The organism is Vibrio jasicida 090810c (assembly GCF_002887615.1).
GTDB lineage: Bacteria > Pseudomonadota > Gammaproteobacteria > Enterobacterales > Vibrionaceae > Vibrio > Vibrio jasicida.
On record NZ_CP025792.1, the window covers coordinates 2,825,832 to 2,842,536 of the forward strand.

Consider the following 16,705-nt stretch of genomic DNA (forward strand, 5'->3'; position numbering starts at 1 on the left):
CATTGATGAGCAGTTCTTCTGCTCAAGAAAAATGAATTATGATTCATCGCCCAAAGAAGATGAATAAATCGGAGAAAGTAATGGACGAGAACAAACAGAAAGCGCTCGCCGCTGCGCTAGGTCAAATTGAAAAGCAATTCGGTAAAGGCTCTATCATGCGCCTTGGTGATAACCGCGCAATGGACGTAGAAACCATCTCAACGGGTTCTCTTTCTCTTGATATCGCTTTGGGTGCTGGTGGTCTGCCAATGGGCCGTATCGTAGAGGTTTACGGTCCAGAATCTTCAGGTAAAACAACGCTAACTCTAGAGCTTATTGCAGCAGCGCAACGTGAAGGCAAAACTTGTGCATTTATCGATGCGGAGCACGCGCTAGATCCTGTATACGCGAAGAAACTAGGTGTTGATATCGATGCTCTACTTGTTTCTCAGCCTGATACGGGTGAGCAAGCTCTTGAGATTTGTGATGCACTTGCACGTTCTGGTGCTATCGACGTCATGGTTGTCGACTCTGTTGCGGCACTTACTCCAAAGGCTGAAATTGAAGGCGAAATGGGCGACAGCCACATGGGTCTTCAAGCTCGTATGCTTTCTCAAGCAATGCGTAAGCTTACAGGTAACCTAAAGCAGTCTAACTGTATGTGTATCTTCATCAACCAAATTCGTATGAAGATTGGTGTGATGTTCGGTAACCCTGAAACCACTACTGGTGGTAACGCTCTTAAATTCTACGCTTCTGTTCGTCTAGATATCCGCCGTACTGGCGCAATCAAAGAAGGCGATGAAGTTGTGGGTAACGAAACGCGCATTAAAGTGGTTAAAAACAAGATTGCTGCACCGTTTAAAGAAGCGAATACGCAAATCATGTATGGCCAAGGCTTTAATCGTGAAGGTGAATTAGTCGACCTAGGCGTTAAGCACAAGCTAGTAGAAAAAGCGGGTGCATGGTACAGCTACCAAGGCGATAAGATCGGTCAAGGTAAAGCGAACGCTTGTAACTACCTACGTGAGCACACCGAAGTGGCAAAGACTATCGATGCTAAGCTACGTGAAATGCTACTTTCTCCTGCTTTACCTGAAGCGCCAGAAGCCGGTGAAAAATCAGAGCAAGAAGAAGAGTTTTAATCTTTTCTTCAATTAATATCTAACAAAGCCCTGCGATGCGGGGCTTTGTTGTATCTGCTGAAATCAAAACCGTTAAAAATAAAGGGCAGATTAATATCAATCCCAGTAAGTAGGTGAGCAGAGCTGGCACAGCAACAAGCTAGAGTGAGCAGTTATTTACTACGATTGTTTTAGAGTCTGTACAGCAAAAATAGTTTTAGGATCATCATGTACCAAAAGCGTCAAGCTCCGACGTTGTCGAGCAAAGAAGCGGCGATTCAGCTACTAAGCCGTCGTGATCATGGACAATACGAGCTCTATCAAAAGCTGGCTCTAAAAGGTTATGAAGAGGCCGATATCGAAGTGGCCATCAACTTTTGCCTCGACCACAATTACTTAGATGACTTACGTTATGCCAAAAGTCAGATTCGCCAACACGTCTATAAAGGGCATGGTGAAAGGAGAATTCGACAGGAGTTGAATCAAAAACGCGTGGCTGAATCCATCATTGAAACAGCGATGGAAGAGGAACCACAAGACTGGTTTGAACTGGCAAGAACGGCGGCTGAGAAGAAATTCAAAGGAATGAAAGCCAAAGACCAGAAAGAATACGCTAAACAGGTGCGATTTATGCAATATCGTGGCTATAGTTTTGACCAAATCAGCTATGCGCTGAGCTTTGATGACGAAGATTAGCGGTCAGTAGCTCACACTGTTTTTGTTTTGCTTCAAATTTTTTCCTCTAATGCCTCTTTTCCGCAAGAAAACTAGTCGTAGCTGATTGCATGATCTACAATACGGCAAAATTCTAACTCGACTATTTTCAGGAAGAGCTGCATGTACATGAGCACTGATGAGGTTCGTAACGCGTTCCTCAAGTTCTTTGAGAGCAAAGGACACCAAATCGTAGAAAGTTCATCGTTAGTTCCACATAACGACCCAACCCTGCTGTTCACGAACGCGGGTATGAACCAATTTAAAGATTGTTTCTTAGGCTTAGAAAAACGAGCCTACACTCGAGCGACTACGGCTCAACGTTGTGTACGTGCTGGTGGCAAACACAACGACCTGGAAAACGTTGGCTTCACTGCTCGTCACCACACATTCTTTGAAATGCTAGGTAACTTCAGCTTTGGCGATTACTTCAAAGAAGACGCTATCGCGTTCGCTTGGGAATTCCTAACAGTAACCCTTAAGCTGCCAGCAGACCGTCTACTGGTAACCGTTTACGAGACAGACGACGAAGCATTCGATATCTGGAACCAAAAAGTAGGCGTTCCAGCAGACCGCATTATTCGCATCGGCGACAAGAAAGGTGGTAAACCATACGAGTCAGATAACTTCTGGCAAATGGGTGACACAGGTCCTTGTGGTCCATGTACTGAAATCTTCTACGATCACGGTGAGCACATCTGGGGTGGCCGTCCTGGCACACCTGAAGAAGATGGTGACCGTTTCATCGAGATCTGGAACAACGTATTCATGCAGTTCAACCGTCACGCAGACGGCACTATGGAACCGCTACCAAAGCCATCGGTAGATACTGGTATGGGTATCGAGCGTATCTCTGCAATTATGCAAGGCGTTCACTCAAACTACGAAATCGATGTATTCCAAGCTCTTATCAAAGCTGCTGCTGAAGTGATTGGCTACGAAGATCTATCAAACCAATCGCTACGCGTTATCGCTGACCACATCCGTTCATGTTCATTCCTGATCGTTGATGGCGTTATGCCTTCAAACGAAGGTCGTGGTTACGTTCTACGTCGTATCATCCGTCGTGCAGTTCGTCACGGTAACAAGCTGGGCGCACAAGGTGCATTCTTCCACAAACTGGTTGGTGTACTAGCGGAAATCATGGGTACGGCTGGTGAAGAGCTGAAGCGTCAACAAGCTGTGGTTGAAAAAGTACTGCGTATCGAAGAAGAAAACTTCGGCCGTACACTTGAGCGCGGTATGGCGATTCTAAACGAAGCACTAGATAACATTTCTTCGCAAGGAACGGACGGTAAAGTACTAGACGGCGAAACCGTATTTAAACTTTACGATACTTACGGCTTCCCAGCTGACTTAACTAATGACGTTGCACGTGAACGTGAGTTTGCAATCGACGAAGAAGGTTTCGAGAAAGCGATGGAAGAGCAGCGTCAACGTGCGCGTGAAGCTGGTAACTTCGGTACTGACTACAACGCAGCAATTAAAGTTGATACGCAAACAGAATTCTGTGGTTACACAGGTACTAAAGGCTCTAGCTCTGTAGCGGCGATGTTCGTTGAAGGCAACGAAGTAGAATCTCTATCTGCTGGCGACAAAGCAATCATCGTGCTTGGTGAAACACCATTCTACGCAGAGTCAGGCGGTCAGTGTGGTGACGCTGGTGAGATCCGTACTGAAGCTGGTGTATTCCGTGTTGAAGACACTCAAAAACTAGGTAACGCAATCGCACACCACGGTGTAATGGCTGAAGGTGTTCTAGCAAAAGGTGATGAAGTTGCCACTATCGTTGACGCAGAGCGTCGCGCTGCAATCTCTCTAAACCACTCAGCAACGCACTTGCTGCATGCTGCACTTCGCCAATTACTTGGTGAGCACGTAACGCAGAAAGGCTCTCTAGTAAAAGCGGATAGCCTACGTTTCGACTTCTCACACTTAGAAGCGGTAACGGCAGCTGAGCTAAAAGAAGTTGAGCGTCTAGTAAATGCTCAAATTCGTCGCAACCACACGATTGAAACTAACGTGATGGATATCGAGTCTGCTAAGAAGAAAGGCGCAATGGCGTTGTTCGGCGAGAAGTACGACGACGAAGTACGTGTACTGTCTATGGGTGACTTTTCTACTGAACTTTGTGGTGGTATCCACGCTTCAAACACAGGTGACATCGGTCTATTCAAGATCACATCTGAAGGTGGTATCGCAGCAGGTATCCGTCGTATCGAAGCGGTAACGGGTGAAGGTGCGCTAGACGCAATCGAAGTTCAAGCGGCTAAGTACGAAGAGAAACTGGCTGAATCAGCGCAGAAAGCAAAATCTCTAGAGAAAGAAATCCAGAAACTGAAAGACAAGATGGCTGCGGCAGAAAGCGCAAACATCATGGGTAAAGTTCAGGATATCAACGGTACTAAAGTACTGATTGCTGCTCTAGAAGGCGCAGATAACAAGAACCTACGTACTATGGTTGATGACATCAAGAACCAAGTAGGTAGCGGTGTAATCCTTCTTGCTAACGTGAACGATGACAAGATCGGTCTGATTGCAGGCGTAACCAAAGACCTTATCGGTAAAGTGAAAGCAGGTGACCTAGTTAAGATGGTTGCTGAGCAAGTTGGCGGTAAAGGCGGTGGTCGTCCTGATATGGCGCAAGCTGGTGGTACAGATGTATCTGCACTACCAGAAGCGATTCAATCAGTACAGCCATGGCTAGAAGAGCGCTTATAAGCTTTTAACATCCTTTACGCTCAATCAAAGTTATTTGATTGAGCGTAATTTTTTTATAGTAACCAAGTGGTTTAATTGACCGTATTTTAACCAGGTCATTTACGTCACTTGGTTTTTGTTGTAACTACCGCTTATATAATTTTGCAATCAATAGAATATGAAGTGGTCCTAATGAGACTTTGGTCTTGGGAAGGTGAAGACTGGTGAAAAAGCCCCTTATCGTGCAAAAGTTTGGCGGAACTTCTGTGGGTTCAATTGAGAGAATCCACCAAGTCGCTGAACACATCATTAAGGCGAAAGATGATGGTAATCAAGTTGTCGTTGTTGTGTCTGCAATGTCAGGCGAAACAAATCGATTGATGGATCTAGCTAACCAAATAGATAGCGTTCCAACAGCTCGAGAACTTGATGTTTTGCTCTCTGCTGGTGAGCAAGTGTCGATGGCACTACTGGCAATGACCCTTAATAAATTGGGTTATGCTGCTCGCTCACTTACCGGAGCACAAGCGAACATTGTGACGGACAATCAACACAATGACGCGACGATTAAGCACATTGACACTTCTACGATCTTTGACTTACTTAAGCAAGATCAAATTGTTATCGTGGCAGGTTTCCAAGGTGTGAATGAAAATGGGGATATCACCACATTAGGTCGAGGTGGCTCTGATACGAGCGCAGTGACACTTGCAGGCGCGTTAAGTGCTGATGAGTGCCAAATCTTTACCGACGTTGATGGTATATATACTTGTGACCCTCGTGTAGTGAAAAACGCTCAGAAATTGGACGTTATCGATTTTCCTTCTATGGAAGCGATGGCGAGCCGAGGAGCGAAGGTACTGCATCTACCTTCTGTGCAATACGCATGGAAGAATAACGTGCCACTACGTGTGCTTTCGACCTTCGATATTAATGAAGGCAGTTTGGTGAAAGGGGAGGCGGGTAAGCAAGCCGTTTCCGGTATAGCGATTCAACGTGACCTTGCCATAATTGAAGTCGACAGTGACCACCTGTCTAGTGTCGCAAAGCAATGTCAGATGTTAGGCATCGACATTTGGAATGTGATCGAGGAAACAGAACGAACAGGTATCATGATAAAACAAGATGCATGTGCCAAGTTGGATCTGGTGTTCAGCGATAAAATCCGTAATAGTGAAGTAGTAAGCCTGTTGACCGCAGTGGGGCTTGAAGCCAATGGAATGGTTGAGCACGCATGCGATTTGTTGGCACAGCAAGATATTGCAATTAATTTCTGCTCAACGAATGCACTCACTATGATGCTAGTCTTACCACCAGAGTGTGTGGATACAGCAGCAAATATTCTCCATGATGCTTACATTAGATCGAGTGAAGCATTAAGCATTCAGCAAAAACATGCCTTTTTAGGCTAATTTTCCGTAACAAGGTAGTTTACGAAAATATAACTTTTGTTGGATAATAGCTTTGTAGCAAGAAAATTTAGAGATTACTCAAGGAGCAAAGAATGCTAATTTTGACTCGCCGCGTAGGCGAAACACTGATGATTGGTGATGAAGTGACTGTAACTGTACTAGGTGTAAAAGGTAACCAAGTACGTATCGGCGTTAACGCTCCGAAAGAGGTTTCAGTTCACCGTGAAGAAATCTACATGCGCATTCAAGCTGAAAAAGGCAATGGTAACGTTGCTTCTGGTAACTACTAAGCTGCTCCTGTTTATAGAGCTTAGTTTGAATGAAAAAGGCTAGCCATTGGGCTGGCCTTTTTAGTTTTAGATAAATGTCATTTTTTAAGAGAAGATTCTCTTTTTTTCATCATAATAGAGTGATAAAGTTTGTTTAATAATCACTTTGATTAAATCCGCATCGGTTAAGCGATTTTTGCGTTTTTTTTCAAAGAAAGTGTTTGACATATTTTCGGTAAAACGTAATATGTGCCTCCGCAAGACGGTGAGGTGGCCGAGAGGCTGAAGGCGCTCCCCTGCTAAGGGAGTATACGGTTTATCCCGTATCGAGGGTTCGAATCCCTCCTTCACCGCCATTCTTGCAACGTTGATTTATCAACAAAAAGTGCGTCCTTAGCTCAGCTGGATAGAGTACCTGGCTACGAACCAGGCGGTCGGAGGTTCGAATCCTCCAGGACGCGCCATATCTCTTTTGAGATATAACAATGAAAACGGTGAGGTGGCCGAGAGGCTGAAGGCGCTCCCCTGCTAAGGGAGTATACGGTTTATCCCGTATCGAGGGTTCGAATCCCTCCTTCACCGCCATTCATTGACTGGCCCGTTGGCCTTTTTTTTGTTTCGTAAGAAATGAAATGTGATGTAGTTCACACCTTCCTAGCAAGAAGAATTGCGCGTCCTTAGCTCAGCTGGATAGAGTACCTGGCTACGAACCAGGCGGTCGGAGGTTCGAATCCTCCAGGACGCGCCACTATTTAATAATTCGTTTGATAAACGGGTTATACAAAGTAAAATAAAGATTATTGCGCGTCCTTAGCTCAGCTGGATAGAGTACCTGGCTACGAACCAGGCGGTCGGAGGTTCGAATCCTCCAGGACGCGCCACTCTTTAGGGTTTCCTGGTGAACTCCTGATATTGGGAATGCCGATATCGAAAACTGCGCGTCCTTAGCTCAGCTGGATAGAGTACCTGGCTACGAACCAGGCGGTCGGAGGTTCGAATCCTCCAGGACGCGCCACTCTTTAGGGTTTCCTAGTGAACTCCTGATATTGGGAATACTGATATCGAAAACTGCGCGTCCTTAGCTCAGCTGGATAGAGTACCTGGCTACGAACCAGGCGGTCGGAGGTTCGAATCCTCCAGGACGCGCCACTCTTTAGGGTTTCCTTAGTGAACTCCTGATATTGGGAATACCGATATCGAAAACTGCGCGTCCTTAGCTCAGCTGGATAGAGTACCTGGCTACGAACCAGGCGGTCGGAGGTTCGAATCCTCCAGGACGCGCCACTCTTTAGGGTTTCCTTAGTGAACTCCTGATATTGGGAATACTGATATCGAAAACTGCGCGTCCTTAGCTCAGCTGGATAGAGTACCTGGCTACGAACCAGGCGGTCGGAGGTTCGAATCCTCCAGGACGCGCCACTCTTTAGGGTTTCTTAATGAACTCCTGATATTGGGAATACTGATATCAAAAACCGTGCGTCCTTAGCTCAGCTGGATAGAGTACCTGGCTACGAACCAGGCGGTCGGAGGTTCGAATCCTCCAGGACGCGCCACTCTTTAGAAAAAGCCTCGCTTATGCGGGGCTTTTTTGTATCTGAGAACTGGCCCCTTTCTTATCGATACTGTCCTCAGTCATTCCAGCGTTTCTGTTTTAAGATTGTGCGACTTCTTGCCATCAACTCATTGCTAAACCTTCAGATCTAACCTAATCGTTTATAACCGCCACAAGAAAGGATTACTCGATGTTAGGGAAGACTCTGATTGGCTGCACTCTTGGGTTGGTATGTGTAGCTCAAACCGCAAATAGCTCGGAAGGCGATGATATTCCTCAACGGGCTCAGACCGTCAGTGATGTTATAGACCGCCCAGGAGTGCTCACGCCGCGAGGACAGTGGTCATTCGACACATCACTCAGCTACACGCAAAACTCTTCAAATAAAGTCTCTGTGGTTGGTTATACCGTGTTACCAACATTGATCGTGGGACGAATTGAGGTCAGTGATGCTGATAGAACTACAGTTACGGTTGGCTTAACCGCTCGCTATGGTTTGACCAACGCTACGGAATTGGAGGTTCGGCTGCCCTACGTTTATCGAAACGACCAGATTGCAACGCGCCCTATTCAGGACGGTTCGAATGCTGACGTGGTCAATACAACAATCGATGGTGGCGGGATGGGAGATGTTGAGCTTGCGATTCGCCACCAGTTTAATTTTGATAGTGCACCTTATTGGGTCGGTGGTTTAAGAGTCAAATCCGATACTGGGCGTTCGCCTTACGATGTTTCTATAGACGAAGGCAGTAATTCCTTTAGTGATGTGCCGACGGGATCTGGTTTTTGGAGTTTTGAACCCAACATTTCAATGATCTACCCAACAGACCCAGCGGTGCTGTATGCAAGCCTGAGCTACATCTATAACTTGGAAGAGAATGTTACTGTTGGAGATACCAAAGCAGACGTTGATCTTGGTGATACCATTGCGTTAGCGGGAGGGATGGGCTTTGCCGTCAATCCAGACTTGTCTTTTTCGTTAGGGTTAAGCCACAAAACGATTTTGAAAAGTAAAGTGAACGGCAGCTCGGCTGATGACGCGAAGTTACTTCAATTGGATGCACTGACGTTGGGTGTTAATTATGCCTTTAGCCCTAGAGCATCGCTCAACGTAAGTGCGCAAGCTGGATTAACCGAAGATACCCCAGATTTTCAATTAACGATTCGTGTGCCATTTAATCTGTAGTACGTGAATACAGAGGAATTTAAGGGTTGTTGTGATGACAGCCCTTTTTTGTACAAGCGCTTCTTGTTGGAAATTATTGGAGGTGATTCAACAGTGCGTCTTCTAGTTGCTGGTTTGCACGAATTTGTTGCATTACGCCACTCACTTGCGCATCGATGTCGACCAGTGTACTTAAACCAATCACACTGTTATCTGTGGTGTTTTGAATGATGTTGATGATGCTGGAATTGATGAACTCTGAGCTAATGATATTTGGTTGATTCGGGTTCGTCACATCTGGTGAGTTTGCGCGGTTATCACTTATAAAGTTGCCTTCGCCAAATTGAATGATGTTGACGATGCCTTGATCGAGAGGGTTACCTAGACCATCTGAGCTATTGCTGCCGCTAATATTGGTAAGGTGGCCATTCTCAATAACTAAATTGGCAATGGTGGTATTTAGGATATCTTGTCCATTGATTGTGGTGGTAATACTTAATCCGATGTTGATGATGTAATCGTCAGTGACTTGAAAGCCACCACGAAGTTCGGACAACGAATTTGGTGGAAGTGGGGTTAACCCCGTTAGATCCACTTCATTCGCTAGAGAAAGTGTCGAAGTCAAAACACCGCATGTCAGAATCCACTTAGATAGCCTCATAACCACACCTCATCTAGTTCTCTCCAGCGACGGGGAGCGTAATGCTAAACACACCGAGAGAATCTCTTTGCACACCGCTTTCTAGGGGAGAGGAATGATAAATAGCAAACTTATCGTCAGTAATAAAACCAGATCGACCAACTTCAGCTTCGTTACGGATTAGAAGCACAATCCCTTGATAGTATTTCTGGAACTCTTCGTATTTCATGATCATGGTGCCCCGAGACGGATCGCCTAAGATTACGGAGTCTGCGTTCATTCCTCTGATCACCACGAAGTGCATGTAACTATCAAAATTGACGAGTGTGATCCCTGGGACCCCTACATTGCGAATCTTTTCTAATCCTACTTGAAAGCCGTCTGAGTTAAGTCCAATGGAATCGAGGTAAACTTTCATGTCTAGTAGTGAAAAGCCTTTCTCTTTGATCTTCTTTTTATCTCCCTTGTCGTACATGCTTTTAAAAATATCTTGTTCTGACGAAGGGGTTTGATAGTGATAGGTCAATAGAGAGGCCAGTGCTGCTGAACCACAACTGAAATCATACTGTTGACGAAATACATCACCAAATACGATTTCTTTGTAGCTTTTAACAGGCACAGAAAAATGTCCCCGATGAGGGAGAAACTCCAATGAATTGGCTGAAGCTGACAGAGCCAGCAACAGCCAAGGTAAGTTTTGCCAAACTTTCATATCAATATTTACTTGAGTGTCAGGTTAACGACGGTTGAGTTCTGGATTAGAACGTTGTTACCAGTATTCTGAATCACGCTCGATATCCCTGAACTGTCTGCGAACGCTCCTGGTGAGAGTATGTTGTTTCCGCTCACGGTATTGGTCGCTACGTTATCTGAAGAAATGCCATCTACATCTGATTCTGCATAAACAAGGTCTAGCTCAACATTCTGGCCACCTCGTGCTTCATTCATCGTTTCTAGACTGACACTTTCATCAGATAACGTTATGTCTTCTGCGTGTGCGGAAAAAGCAACTATCATACCCAAGGTACACAGTGCCAAACGCATCGCTTTCTCCTAGCTTCCTTTACTCACCACCGGTAAACACACTGGCATTGGTAGCAACAGATTGTTGAATCAGTGAGTTCGCTCCGGCATTTTGTGCCACAGTTGTAATACCCGCAGCACTATCTAAACCGCCAAGGTTATTCACGTTTTCAACTTTCACTTTTGCGTCTTTCTCTCCTGCATCGTAAGTGACCGATGCTGAGTGAACTTGCCCCATCACTTCTGAGTTTGCTACGACCATATCTGTATCCATGTTGATTTGGTTGAAGCTGTCCGTGTTGGTTGTGCTTGAGTCACTGTTGTCGTTGTAGCTATCGTTTGTGCTGCTATCGCTGTTGTCGTTCGCGTAGCTTCGGTTATCGCTTTGATCACGATTATCACTTTGATCACGATTGTCCGAGTTATTGTCAGCGTAACTACGGTTGTCACTATTGTCGTTGTTGCTGTCATTAACGCTTGAATCACTGTTATCGTTGTTACTACGACGAGTGGTTGTGCTTGAATCACTATTGTCGTTATTACTACGTGTAGTGTTCATGCTGGAATCAGAGTTGTCGTTTGCGTAACTACTGCTGTTGTCGCTGCTATCGCTTTGGTCACGGTTATCTGATTGATCTCGGTAGTCTGCTTGGTCACGGTTATCGCTGTTGTCGTTGTAACTGCCATTCGTACTTGAGTTGGAGTTATCGTTCGCATAGCTACTGCTGTTGTCATTATTGCTTTGGTTGGTGCTCGCGTTGTGGTCACTGTTGTCGTTGTTACTACGCGTGGTGTTCATGCTTGAATCTGAATTGTCATTCGCATTGTTGGTACTACTGTTATTGTAGCTACCGTTAGTACTTGCATTGCTACTGTCGCTGTTATCACTGTTGTCGTTGTTACTCCGAGTCGTGTTCATGCTTGAATCAGAACTGTCGTTCGCATTATTCGTACTGTTGTTGTTGTAACTACGATTTGTATTTGCATCAGCACTGCTGGCGTCATTTGTGCTGCTGTTCGTTTGTGTAGTGGTTTGTGTTGCCGTGTTTGCGCTGTTCGTCCATTGCTTATTGTCATCGCCATCATCAATACCGTTAGCAGCTAATACTGAACCACTAAAAAGAATCGCTGACATTGCGATAGCAAGCCCTGTTTTGTTAAGAGTCATGTTGATTACTCCATTTCCTGATATTTCCTAATTAAAAATGACTGCACGTAAACTTCTTGCTGCCTCCTTAACTGTGGAAGCGAGAGAATTATAGGTAAGGGTTTTTGGGGGCGTTTCTTATGAATGAGAAAACTATCAGTAGTGAGTTAAATGAAGAATAGAAGCTAGTTGGCTTACTGATAAAAGCTAATTTTTATCATCAACTTAGTGAGAATAGCTCTCATTAGGGTGCTTCAAGTATGAAAATATCTGACTAATAAGGCTGAAAAAGTAGGTTTTTGCTCATCAGATGACTCAGCCTAAAATCCCAGCGGTTAAGTCGATGTTTAGACCCCTGAATTGAAGGTGTCAGTAAGAACAAGCAGTTAAATTAGGTTGGGTGGAAAGGTGTCGACTCTACATTTAAAAATGCTCAATCCTTTTGGTTATTTTATGTCGTAGGTGTGCCCGTAAAGTCAGCCTGAACTGCTATATTTTCTCTATTGATAATTTTATTGATCATCAATGTGGTGATCAGAAAACACTGGCACATGGAGGTAGGTAGTAAAGGTGTCAGCAAACAGTGGTGGATACTATGGGAACCAAACATCTTCTCCTTCTAGCGGAGAATAATCTTCAAACCAGTTTAATAGAGGGGCAATTATCAATCGCACCTGATGTAAAAGTCAGAACGTGTTTACCAGAAGAGGCCGTCTTTCGCAGTCATACCATGAGCATCGATCTTGTGTTTATTGACTATGACTTTATGAGGCGACTTGAATCCAGAGGTTTGCTCCCGGATTTTGATTTATTCGGTTGGCCGCTAATGATTCACAACGTGCCAAGCGAGAGCGTTGAAAATGAATTGTTGCGATGGAAGCTACTTAAAGGCATTTTGCTACAAAGTGCTTCTGTGTCCCACATAAGCGAGAGTGTGGAATATATATTTCAAGGAGGATTGTGGTTACCAAGGGTGTATTTAGAAACGTTAATCAACAACTACAGACACTCGAATGTTTCGATGGAATGCCAACATGATTCGCTAACCAGTCGTGAGAGGCAAATTTTAGAGTTGCTGGCTTATGGAATATCAAACCAGCAGATCGCTTCACAGTTGTTTTTGTCAGAGAGTACGGTGAAAAGCCATATCTATAAGTTGTACAAGAAACTGGATGTACATTGCCGTCATGATGCTATCAAGATAGTGCGGATGAACGGGGGGTTAACCGCACAATAAGTACTCAAAAAAGAATGCGTAAATAATCATAAGCTCATTCAAGAGCGGCTAGTTTCACAACCCGAGGGGCAAACCTTTGCTCGTATCACCTTATTCGCATTTTACTTTTGGTGTGATTACTTAAGAAATAAATTGTAAACCAGTTGTTTTAATTTGGTTAAATCAACATAGGTTTCTGTTTTTATTTTATTTTCTGCCTTCATTTAGATTGATTTTTTGAAATACCAATCGCAGTTTTTATAATCACTTTAATTTAGTGTGGTTATAAGTTAAACATTCTTATGTTCAACGATGATTTTCTCTCGAATTGTGATCTGGGTAGTGAATAAATAATCAATATTAAAGATTAATTAAAAGCTTCCTTAAACAAAATTGACAAAATTTAACCAATCGAGATAATCCATTGGTCGGGATTTGACGCTATTAGAGTCCTGCGCATTGTCAGGATGACAAAGAAAGGAAGCAACATGACGAATATAGGAAGCCTGCTAGTAGATGCGGCCACCCTGATGCTAACAGGGATGGCGGTCGTATTTATTTTCCTCACCATTCTAGTTTATCTCGTTCGGCTTTTGTCGAGATTGGTACCAGAAGAAGTACCTGAGCCGATCGCAGCACCAAAAACACGCACCAACGTTCAATCAACCTCTTCAGCTGTTAGTCCACAAGTAGTGGCGGCGATTTCGGCGGCGATTCATAAACATCGCGCCTCTGTCGCGAAGTAGCCGAAAGATAGGATTAAAAAGGAGTTTAAGAGCATGTCTAAACCACTAGCTATTACGGATGTGGTCCTTCGTGACGCCCATCAATCACTGTTTGCTACGCGTATGCGTATCGAAGATATGCTGCCTATCGCAGCGGAATTGGACAAAGTTGGTTACTGGTCATTAGAGACCTGGGGTGGCGCAACTTTTGATTCTTGTATTCGATTTCTGGGAGAAGACCCATGGGAGCGTCTACGTGAGTTAAAAAAAGCAATGCCAAACACGCCGATGCAAATGCTACTTCGTGGTCAAAACCTTTTAGGATACCGCCATTATGCTGATGACGTAGTAGAGAAGTTTGTTGAGCGTGCACACGTTAACGGAATGGATGTGTTCCGTATTTTCGACGCAATGAATGACGTGCGAAACTTTCAAACGGCTGTTAAGGCTGCTGTGGATGTTGGTGCACATGCTCAGGGTACGCTGTCTTACACGACCAGCCCAGTGCATAACACAGAGACGTGGGTGGATTTAGCAAAACGCTTAGAAGACCTCGGTTGTCACTCTCTGTGTATCAAAGACATGTCTGGTTTGCTCAAGCCTTATGAAGCAGAAGAGCTGATCACTCGCATCAAAGCATCCTGTGATGTGCCACTAGCGCTTCACTGTCATGCAACGACGGGGTTATCAACCGCGACTGCTGTGAAGGCCGTAGAAGCCGGAATTGATATCCTTGATACCGCGATCTCTTCAATGAGTTGTACTTATGGCCATACGCCGACAGAAACTGTGGTAGCGATGTTGCAAGGTACAGAGCGTGATACCAACTTAAAACTGGACCAAATTGAGCCTATTGCGGCTTACTTCCGTGAAGTGCGCAAGAAGTACGCGAAATGGGAAGGGCAATTGAAAGGGGTGGATTCTCGTATCCTCATTGCTCAGGTTCCTGGTGGCATGTTAACCAACATGGAAGGCCAACTTAAAGAACAAGGGGCGGCAGACCGTCTTGATGAAGTTCTGGAAGAGATCCCACGCGTGCGTGAAGATCTTGGCTTTATTCCCCTAGTAACACCAACCTCACAGATTGTCGGCACCCAAGCCGTTATTAACGTGCTGACAGGTGAACGTTATAAGAGCATCACGAAAGAAACTGCAGGCTTATTAAAAGGTGAATACGGTGCAGCACCTGCCGCATTGAACGCCGACCTGCAAGCAAAAGTTCTTGATGGAAAAGAGGCGATCACGTGTCGTCCTGCTGATCTATTGAAACCTGAAATGGAGACGCTTACTGTCGATTTGATGGAGAAAGCACAGTCTGATGGTATCAAGTTGGCAAGTGAGCGTGTGGATGACGTATTGACGTATGCTTTGTTCCCTCAAGTTGGTCTCAAATTCCTTAAGAACCGTGACAACCCAGATGCGTTTGAACCTGCTCCAACGCTAGAGTCAGCGAAACCAGCAGCTCAGGTAGCGCCAGTAGCAACCGGTGGTGTTGAGACTTATAGCGTTCGTGTGGATGGCCAAGTGTACGAAGTGGAAGTCGGCCCACAAGGACAGCTGGCGTCTGTTACTCCAAATGTTTCAGCAGCTCCAGTACAACCAAGTGCTCCCGTAGCTCCAGCAAATACTTCTGCGGAAGCAGTACCGGCACCGCTTGCCGGTAACATCTTTAAAGTGAATGTTCAGCCAGGCGCTGAAGTTTCTGAAGGGGATGTTCTGCTTATCTTAGAAGCGATGAAGATGGAAACCGAAGTTCGCGCGGCTCGTGGTGGCGTAGTGCAAGAGCTGAATGTGAAAGAAGGTGATGCCGTTACTGTTGGTTCACCGCTTCTGAGCTTAGCATAAGGGAGTATCATGGACGGATTGATGACCTTATGGTCAGAAACAGGGATCGCGAACTTTGAGTTCGGCCAAATCTGTATGATGTTGGTTGGTTGTGCACTGCTGTTTTTGGCGATCAAAAAAGGCTTTGAGCCATTGTTGCTATTGCCTATTGGTTTTGGTGCCATCTTGGCTAACATTCCAAATGCAGGCTTTACTGACCCAGGTGGCTTGCTTTACTACGTGTATTACATCGGGATCGAATCAGGTGTCTTCCCACTCTTGATCTTCATGGGTGTCGGTGCGATGACGGACTTTGGTGCCTTAATTGCGAACCCGAAAACGTTGTGGTTAGGGGCCGCTGCTCAGTTTGGTATTTTTGCGACACTATTTGGCGCGATTTTACTTAACTACGTTCCTGGTATGGAATTCTCCATGGCTGATGCATCGTCTATCGCCATTATTGGTGGTGCAGATGGTCCTACGGCGATTTTCTTAGCAAGTAAACTGTCTCCGGACCTACTTGGTGCGATCGCCGTTGCGGCATACAGCTACATGGCGTTGGTGCCGATTATTCAGCCTCCGATCATGAAAGCACTTACGACCAAAGAAGAGCGTCAAATTAAAATGGCTCAACTGCGTCATGTCGGTAAGTGGGAAAAAGTACTGTTCCCACTTGCTGTGTTGCTGATGACAATTCTATTCCTGCCATCGGCTACACCTTTGGTTGGTATGTTCTGTTTAGGCAATTTGATGCGCGAAGCGGGTGTAGTGGATCGTTTATCCAAAACCGCTCAAAACGAGCTGATCAACATCGTGACCATCTTCTTAGGTCTTGGTGTCGGCTCTAAACTGCAAGCTGAACAGTTTTTGAATCTAGAAACACTTGGCATTCTGGGTTTAGGCGCAGTGGCATTCAGTATAGGTACTGGTGCAGGTGTTCTGATGGCGAAGCTTCTCAACAAGTTCTCGAAAGAAGACATCAACCCACTTATCGGTGCTGCGGGTGTTTCAGCGGTACCAATGGCAGCTCGTGTTGTGAACAAAGTTGGCTTAGAAGCGAACCCACAAAACTTCCTGTTGATGCATGCGATGGGGCCAAACGTAGCCGGTGTACTTGGTTCCGCAGTCGCGGCTGGTATCTTGTTAGCGCTAGTAGGCTAATCGTCTTGTTCAATTTTTGGTGGATACGCTACGACATAGAATTATCCACCAATT

At 45.2% G+C, this 16,705-nt stretch carries 14 protein-coding genes and 10 tRNA genes; 20 read left to right on the forward strand and 4 right to left on the reverse strand.

All coding sequences use genetic code 11. From position 1 onward, the window contains the following. Nucleotides 1–80: 80 nt before the first annotated feature. The 16 genes from recA to C1S73_RS13640 all read left to right on the forward strand — a co-directional run bounded on the left by recA (nucleotide 81) and on the right by C1S73_RS13640 (nucleotide 8,936). On the forward strand, nucleotides 81–1,124 hold the full coding sequence (recA, locus tag C1S73_RS13565) for a recombinase RecA (RefSeq protein WP_038870267.1): 1,044 nt from the start codon (nucleotides 81–83) through the stop codon (nucleotides 1,122–1,124). A 207-nt stretch (nucleotides 1,125–1,331) separates the two neighbouring features. Continuing rightward, nucleotides 1,332–1,799: a recombination regulator RecX gene (recX, locus tag C1S73_RS13570; RefSeq protein WP_038870265.1), complete on the forward strand. Its 468-nt coding sequence runs from the start codon at nucleotides 1,332–1,334 to the stop codon at nucleotides 1,797–1,799. 141 nt (nucleotides 1,800–1,940) lie between these two features. Further along, nucleotides 1,941–4,538, forward strand: a complete 2,598-nt coding sequence (gene alaS, locus C1S73_RS13575; protein WP_038870264.1) for an alanine--tRNA ligase — start codon at nucleotides 1,941–1,943, stop codon at nucleotides 4,536–4,538. Nucleotides 4,539–4,741: 203 nt separating this feature from the next. Beyond that, the gene (locus C1S73_RS13580; protein ID WP_038870262.1) at nucleotides 4,742–5,929 is read left to right on the forward strand and encodes an aspartate kinase; all 1,188 of its coding nucleotides are present in this window, start codon (nucleotides 4,742–4,744) and stop codon (nucleotides 5,927–5,929) included. Nucleotides 5,930–6,021: 92 nt separating this feature from the next. Beyond that, nucleotides 6,022–6,219: a carbon storage regulator CsrA gene (gene csrA, locus C1S73_RS13585; protein ID WP_004415691.1), complete on the forward strand. Its 198-nt coding sequence runs from the start codon at nucleotides 6,022–6,024 to the stop codon at nucleotides 6,217–6,219. A 243-nt stretch (nucleotides 6,220–6,462) separates the two neighbouring features. Beyond that, nucleotides 6,463–6,554 (forward strand) — tRNA-Ser (locus C1S73_RS13590). Nucleotides 6,555–6,585: 31 nt separating this feature from the next. Continuing rightward, nucleotides 6,586–6,662 (forward strand) — tRNA-Arg (locus tag C1S73_RS13595). 29 nt (nucleotides 6,663–6,691) lie between these two features. Continuing rightward, nucleotides 6,692–6,783: transfer RNA gene (locus tag C1S73_RS13600), tRNA-Ser, on the forward strand. Nucleotides 6,784–6,869: 86 nt separating this feature from the next. Next, nucleotides 6,870–6,946: transfer RNA gene (locus tag C1S73_RS13605), tRNA-Arg, on the forward strand. Between the two features lie 56 nt (nucleotides 6,947–7,002). Then, nucleotides 7,003–7,079: transfer RNA gene (locus C1S73_RS13610), tRNA-Arg, on the forward strand. 57 nt (nucleotides 7,080–7,136) lie between these two features. Next, nucleotides 7,137–7,213: transfer RNA gene (locus C1S73_RS13615), tRNA-Arg, on the forward strand. Nucleotides 7,214–7,270: 57 nt separating this feature from the next. Continuing rightward, a tRNA-Arg gene (locus C1S73_RS13620) sits at nucleotides 7,271–7,347 on the forward strand. A gap of 58 nt (nucleotides 7,348–7,405) precedes the next feature. Further along, nucleotides 7,406–7,482 (forward strand) — tRNA-Arg (locus C1S73_RS13625). Between the two features lie 58 nt (nucleotides 7,483–7,540). Continuing rightward, nucleotides 7,541–7,617: transfer RNA gene (locus C1S73_RS13630), tRNA-Arg, on the forward strand. A gap of 57 nt (nucleotides 7,618–7,674) precedes the next feature. After that, nucleotides 7,675–7,751: transfer RNA gene (locus C1S73_RS13635), tRNA-Arg, on the forward strand. Nucleotides 7,752–7,940: 189 nt separating this feature from the next. Continuing rightward, nucleotides 7,941–8,936: a transporter gene (locus C1S73_RS13640; protein ID WP_038870448.1), complete on the forward strand. Its 996-nt coding sequence runs from the start codon at nucleotides 7,941–7,943 to the stop codon at nucleotides 8,934–8,936. A gap of 73 nt (nucleotides 8,937–9,009) precedes the next feature. Here C1S73_RS13640 and C1S73_RS13645 read toward each other — a convergent pair whose 3' ends face one another. From C1S73_RS13645 to C1S73_RS13660, 4 genes are read right to left on the reverse strand one after another with little or no spacing between them, the layout of a single operon-like run. Next, nucleotides 9,010–9,576, reverse strand: a complete 567-nt coding sequence (locus C1S73_RS13645; RefSeq protein WP_010643222.1) for a hypothetical protein — start codon at nucleotides 9,574–9,576, stop codon at nucleotides 9,010–9,012. A 13-nt stretch (nucleotides 9,577–9,589) separates the two neighbouring features. Next, a complete protein-coding gene (locus C1S73_RS13650; protein ID WP_050566717.1) occupies nucleotides 9,590–10,267 on the reverse strand; it encodes a C39 family peptidase in 678 nt (225 codons plus the stop codon). Between the two features lie 8 nt (nucleotides 10,268–10,275). Next, on the reverse strand, nucleotides 10,276–10,599 hold the full coding sequence (locus tag C1S73_RS13655) for a hypothetical protein (protein WP_038870446.1): 324 nt from the start codon (nucleotides 10,597–10,599) through the stop codon (nucleotides 10,276–10,278). Between the two features lie 19 nt (nucleotides 10,600–10,618). Beyond that, nucleotides 10,619–11,746 carry a hypothetical protein gene (locus C1S73_RS13660; protein ID WP_038870445.1) on the reverse strand — a complete coding sequence of 376 codons (1,128 nt, stop codon included), beginning with the start codon at nucleotides 11,744–11,746 and terminating at the stop codon, nucleotides 10,619–10,621. Between the two features lie 574 nt (nucleotides 11,747–12,320). On the opposite strand from C1S73_RS13660, the gene C1S73_RS13665 reads away from it, so the two are divergent. From C1S73_RS13665 to C1S73_RS13680, 4 genes are all read left to right on the forward strand, one after another. Then, nucleotides 12,321–12,962: a helix-turn-helix transcriptional regulator gene (locus C1S73_RS13665; protein WP_038870444.1), complete on the forward strand. Its 642-nt coding sequence runs from the start codon at nucleotides 12,321–12,323 to the stop codon at nucleotides 12,960–12,962. A 467-nt stretch (nucleotides 12,963–13,429) separates the two neighbouring features. Then, nucleotides 13,430–13,687, forward strand: coding sequence for an oxaloacetate decarboxylase subunit gamma (locus C1S73_RS13670; RefSeq protein WP_038870443.1), 258 nt, complete (start codon nucleotides 13,430–13,432; stop codon nucleotides 13,685–13,687). Nucleotides 13,688–13,720: 33 nt separating this feature from the next. Continuing rightward, entirely contained in the window at nucleotides 13,721–15,511 is a 1,791-nt protein-coding gene (gene oadA, locus C1S73_RS13675; protein ID WP_045420936.1) for a sodium-extruding oxaloacetate decarboxylase subunit alpha, read from the forward strand. Between the two features lie 9 nt (nucleotides 15,512–15,520). Further along, nucleotides 15,521–16,651 carry a sodium ion-translocating decarboxylase subunit beta gene (locus C1S73_RS13680; RefSeq protein ID WP_038870452.1) on the forward strand — a complete coding sequence of 377 codons (1,131 nt, stop codon included), beginning with the start codon at nucleotides 15,521–15,523 and terminating at the stop codon, nucleotides 16,649–16,651. Nucleotides 16,652–16,705 lie beyond the last annotated feature (54 nt).

Coding starts and splice junctions, on each gene's coding strand:
- recA (WP_038870267.1), top strand. CDS start 81: ATGGACGAGAACAAACAGAAAGCGCTCGCCGCTGCGCTAGGTCAAATT.
- recX (WP_038870265.1), top strand. CDS start 1,332: ATGTACCAAAAGCGTCAAGCTCCGACGTTGTCGAGCAAAGAAGCGGCG.
- alaS (WP_038870264.1), top strand. CDS start 1,941: ATGTACATGAGCACTGATGAGGTTCGTAACGCGTTCCTCAAGTTCTTT.
- csrA (WP_004415691.1), top strand. CDS start 6,022: ATGCTAATTTTGACTCGCCGCGTAGGCGAAACACTGATGATTGGTGAT.
- C1S73_RS13640 (WP_038870448.1), top strand. CDS start 7,941: ATGTTAGGGAAGACTCTGATTGGCTGCACTCTTGGGTTGGTATGTGTA.
- C1S73_RS13645 (WP_010643222.1), bottom strand. CDS start 9,576: ATGAGGCTATCTAAGTGGATTCTGACATGCGGTGTTTTGACTTCGACA.
- C1S73_RS13650 (WP_050566717.1), bottom strand. CDS start 10,267: ATGAAAGTTTGGCAAAACTTACCTTGGCTGTTGCTGGCTCTGTCAGCT.
- C1S73_RS13655 (WP_038870446.1), bottom strand. CDS start 10,599: ATGCGTTTGGCACTGTGTACCTTGGGTATGATAGTTGCTTTTTCCGCA.
- C1S73_RS13660 (WP_038870445.1), bottom strand. CDS start 11,746: ATGACTCTTAACAAAACAGGGCTTGCTATCGCAATGTCAGCGATTCTT.
- C1S73_RS13665 (WP_038870444.1), top strand. CDS start 12,321: ATGGGAACCAAACATCTTCTCCTTCTAGCGGAGAATAATCTTCAAACC.
- C1S73_RS13670 (WP_038870443.1), top strand. CDS start 13,430: ATGACGAATATAGGAAGCCTGCTAGTAGATGCGGCCACCCTGATGCTA.
- oadA (WP_045420936.1), top strand. CDS start 13,721: ATGTCTAAACCACTAGCTATTACGGATGTGGTCCTTCGTGACGCCCAT.
- C1S73_RS13680 (WP_038870452.1), top strand. CDS start 15,521: ATGGACGGATTGATGACCTTATGGTCAGAAACAGGGATCGCGAACTTT.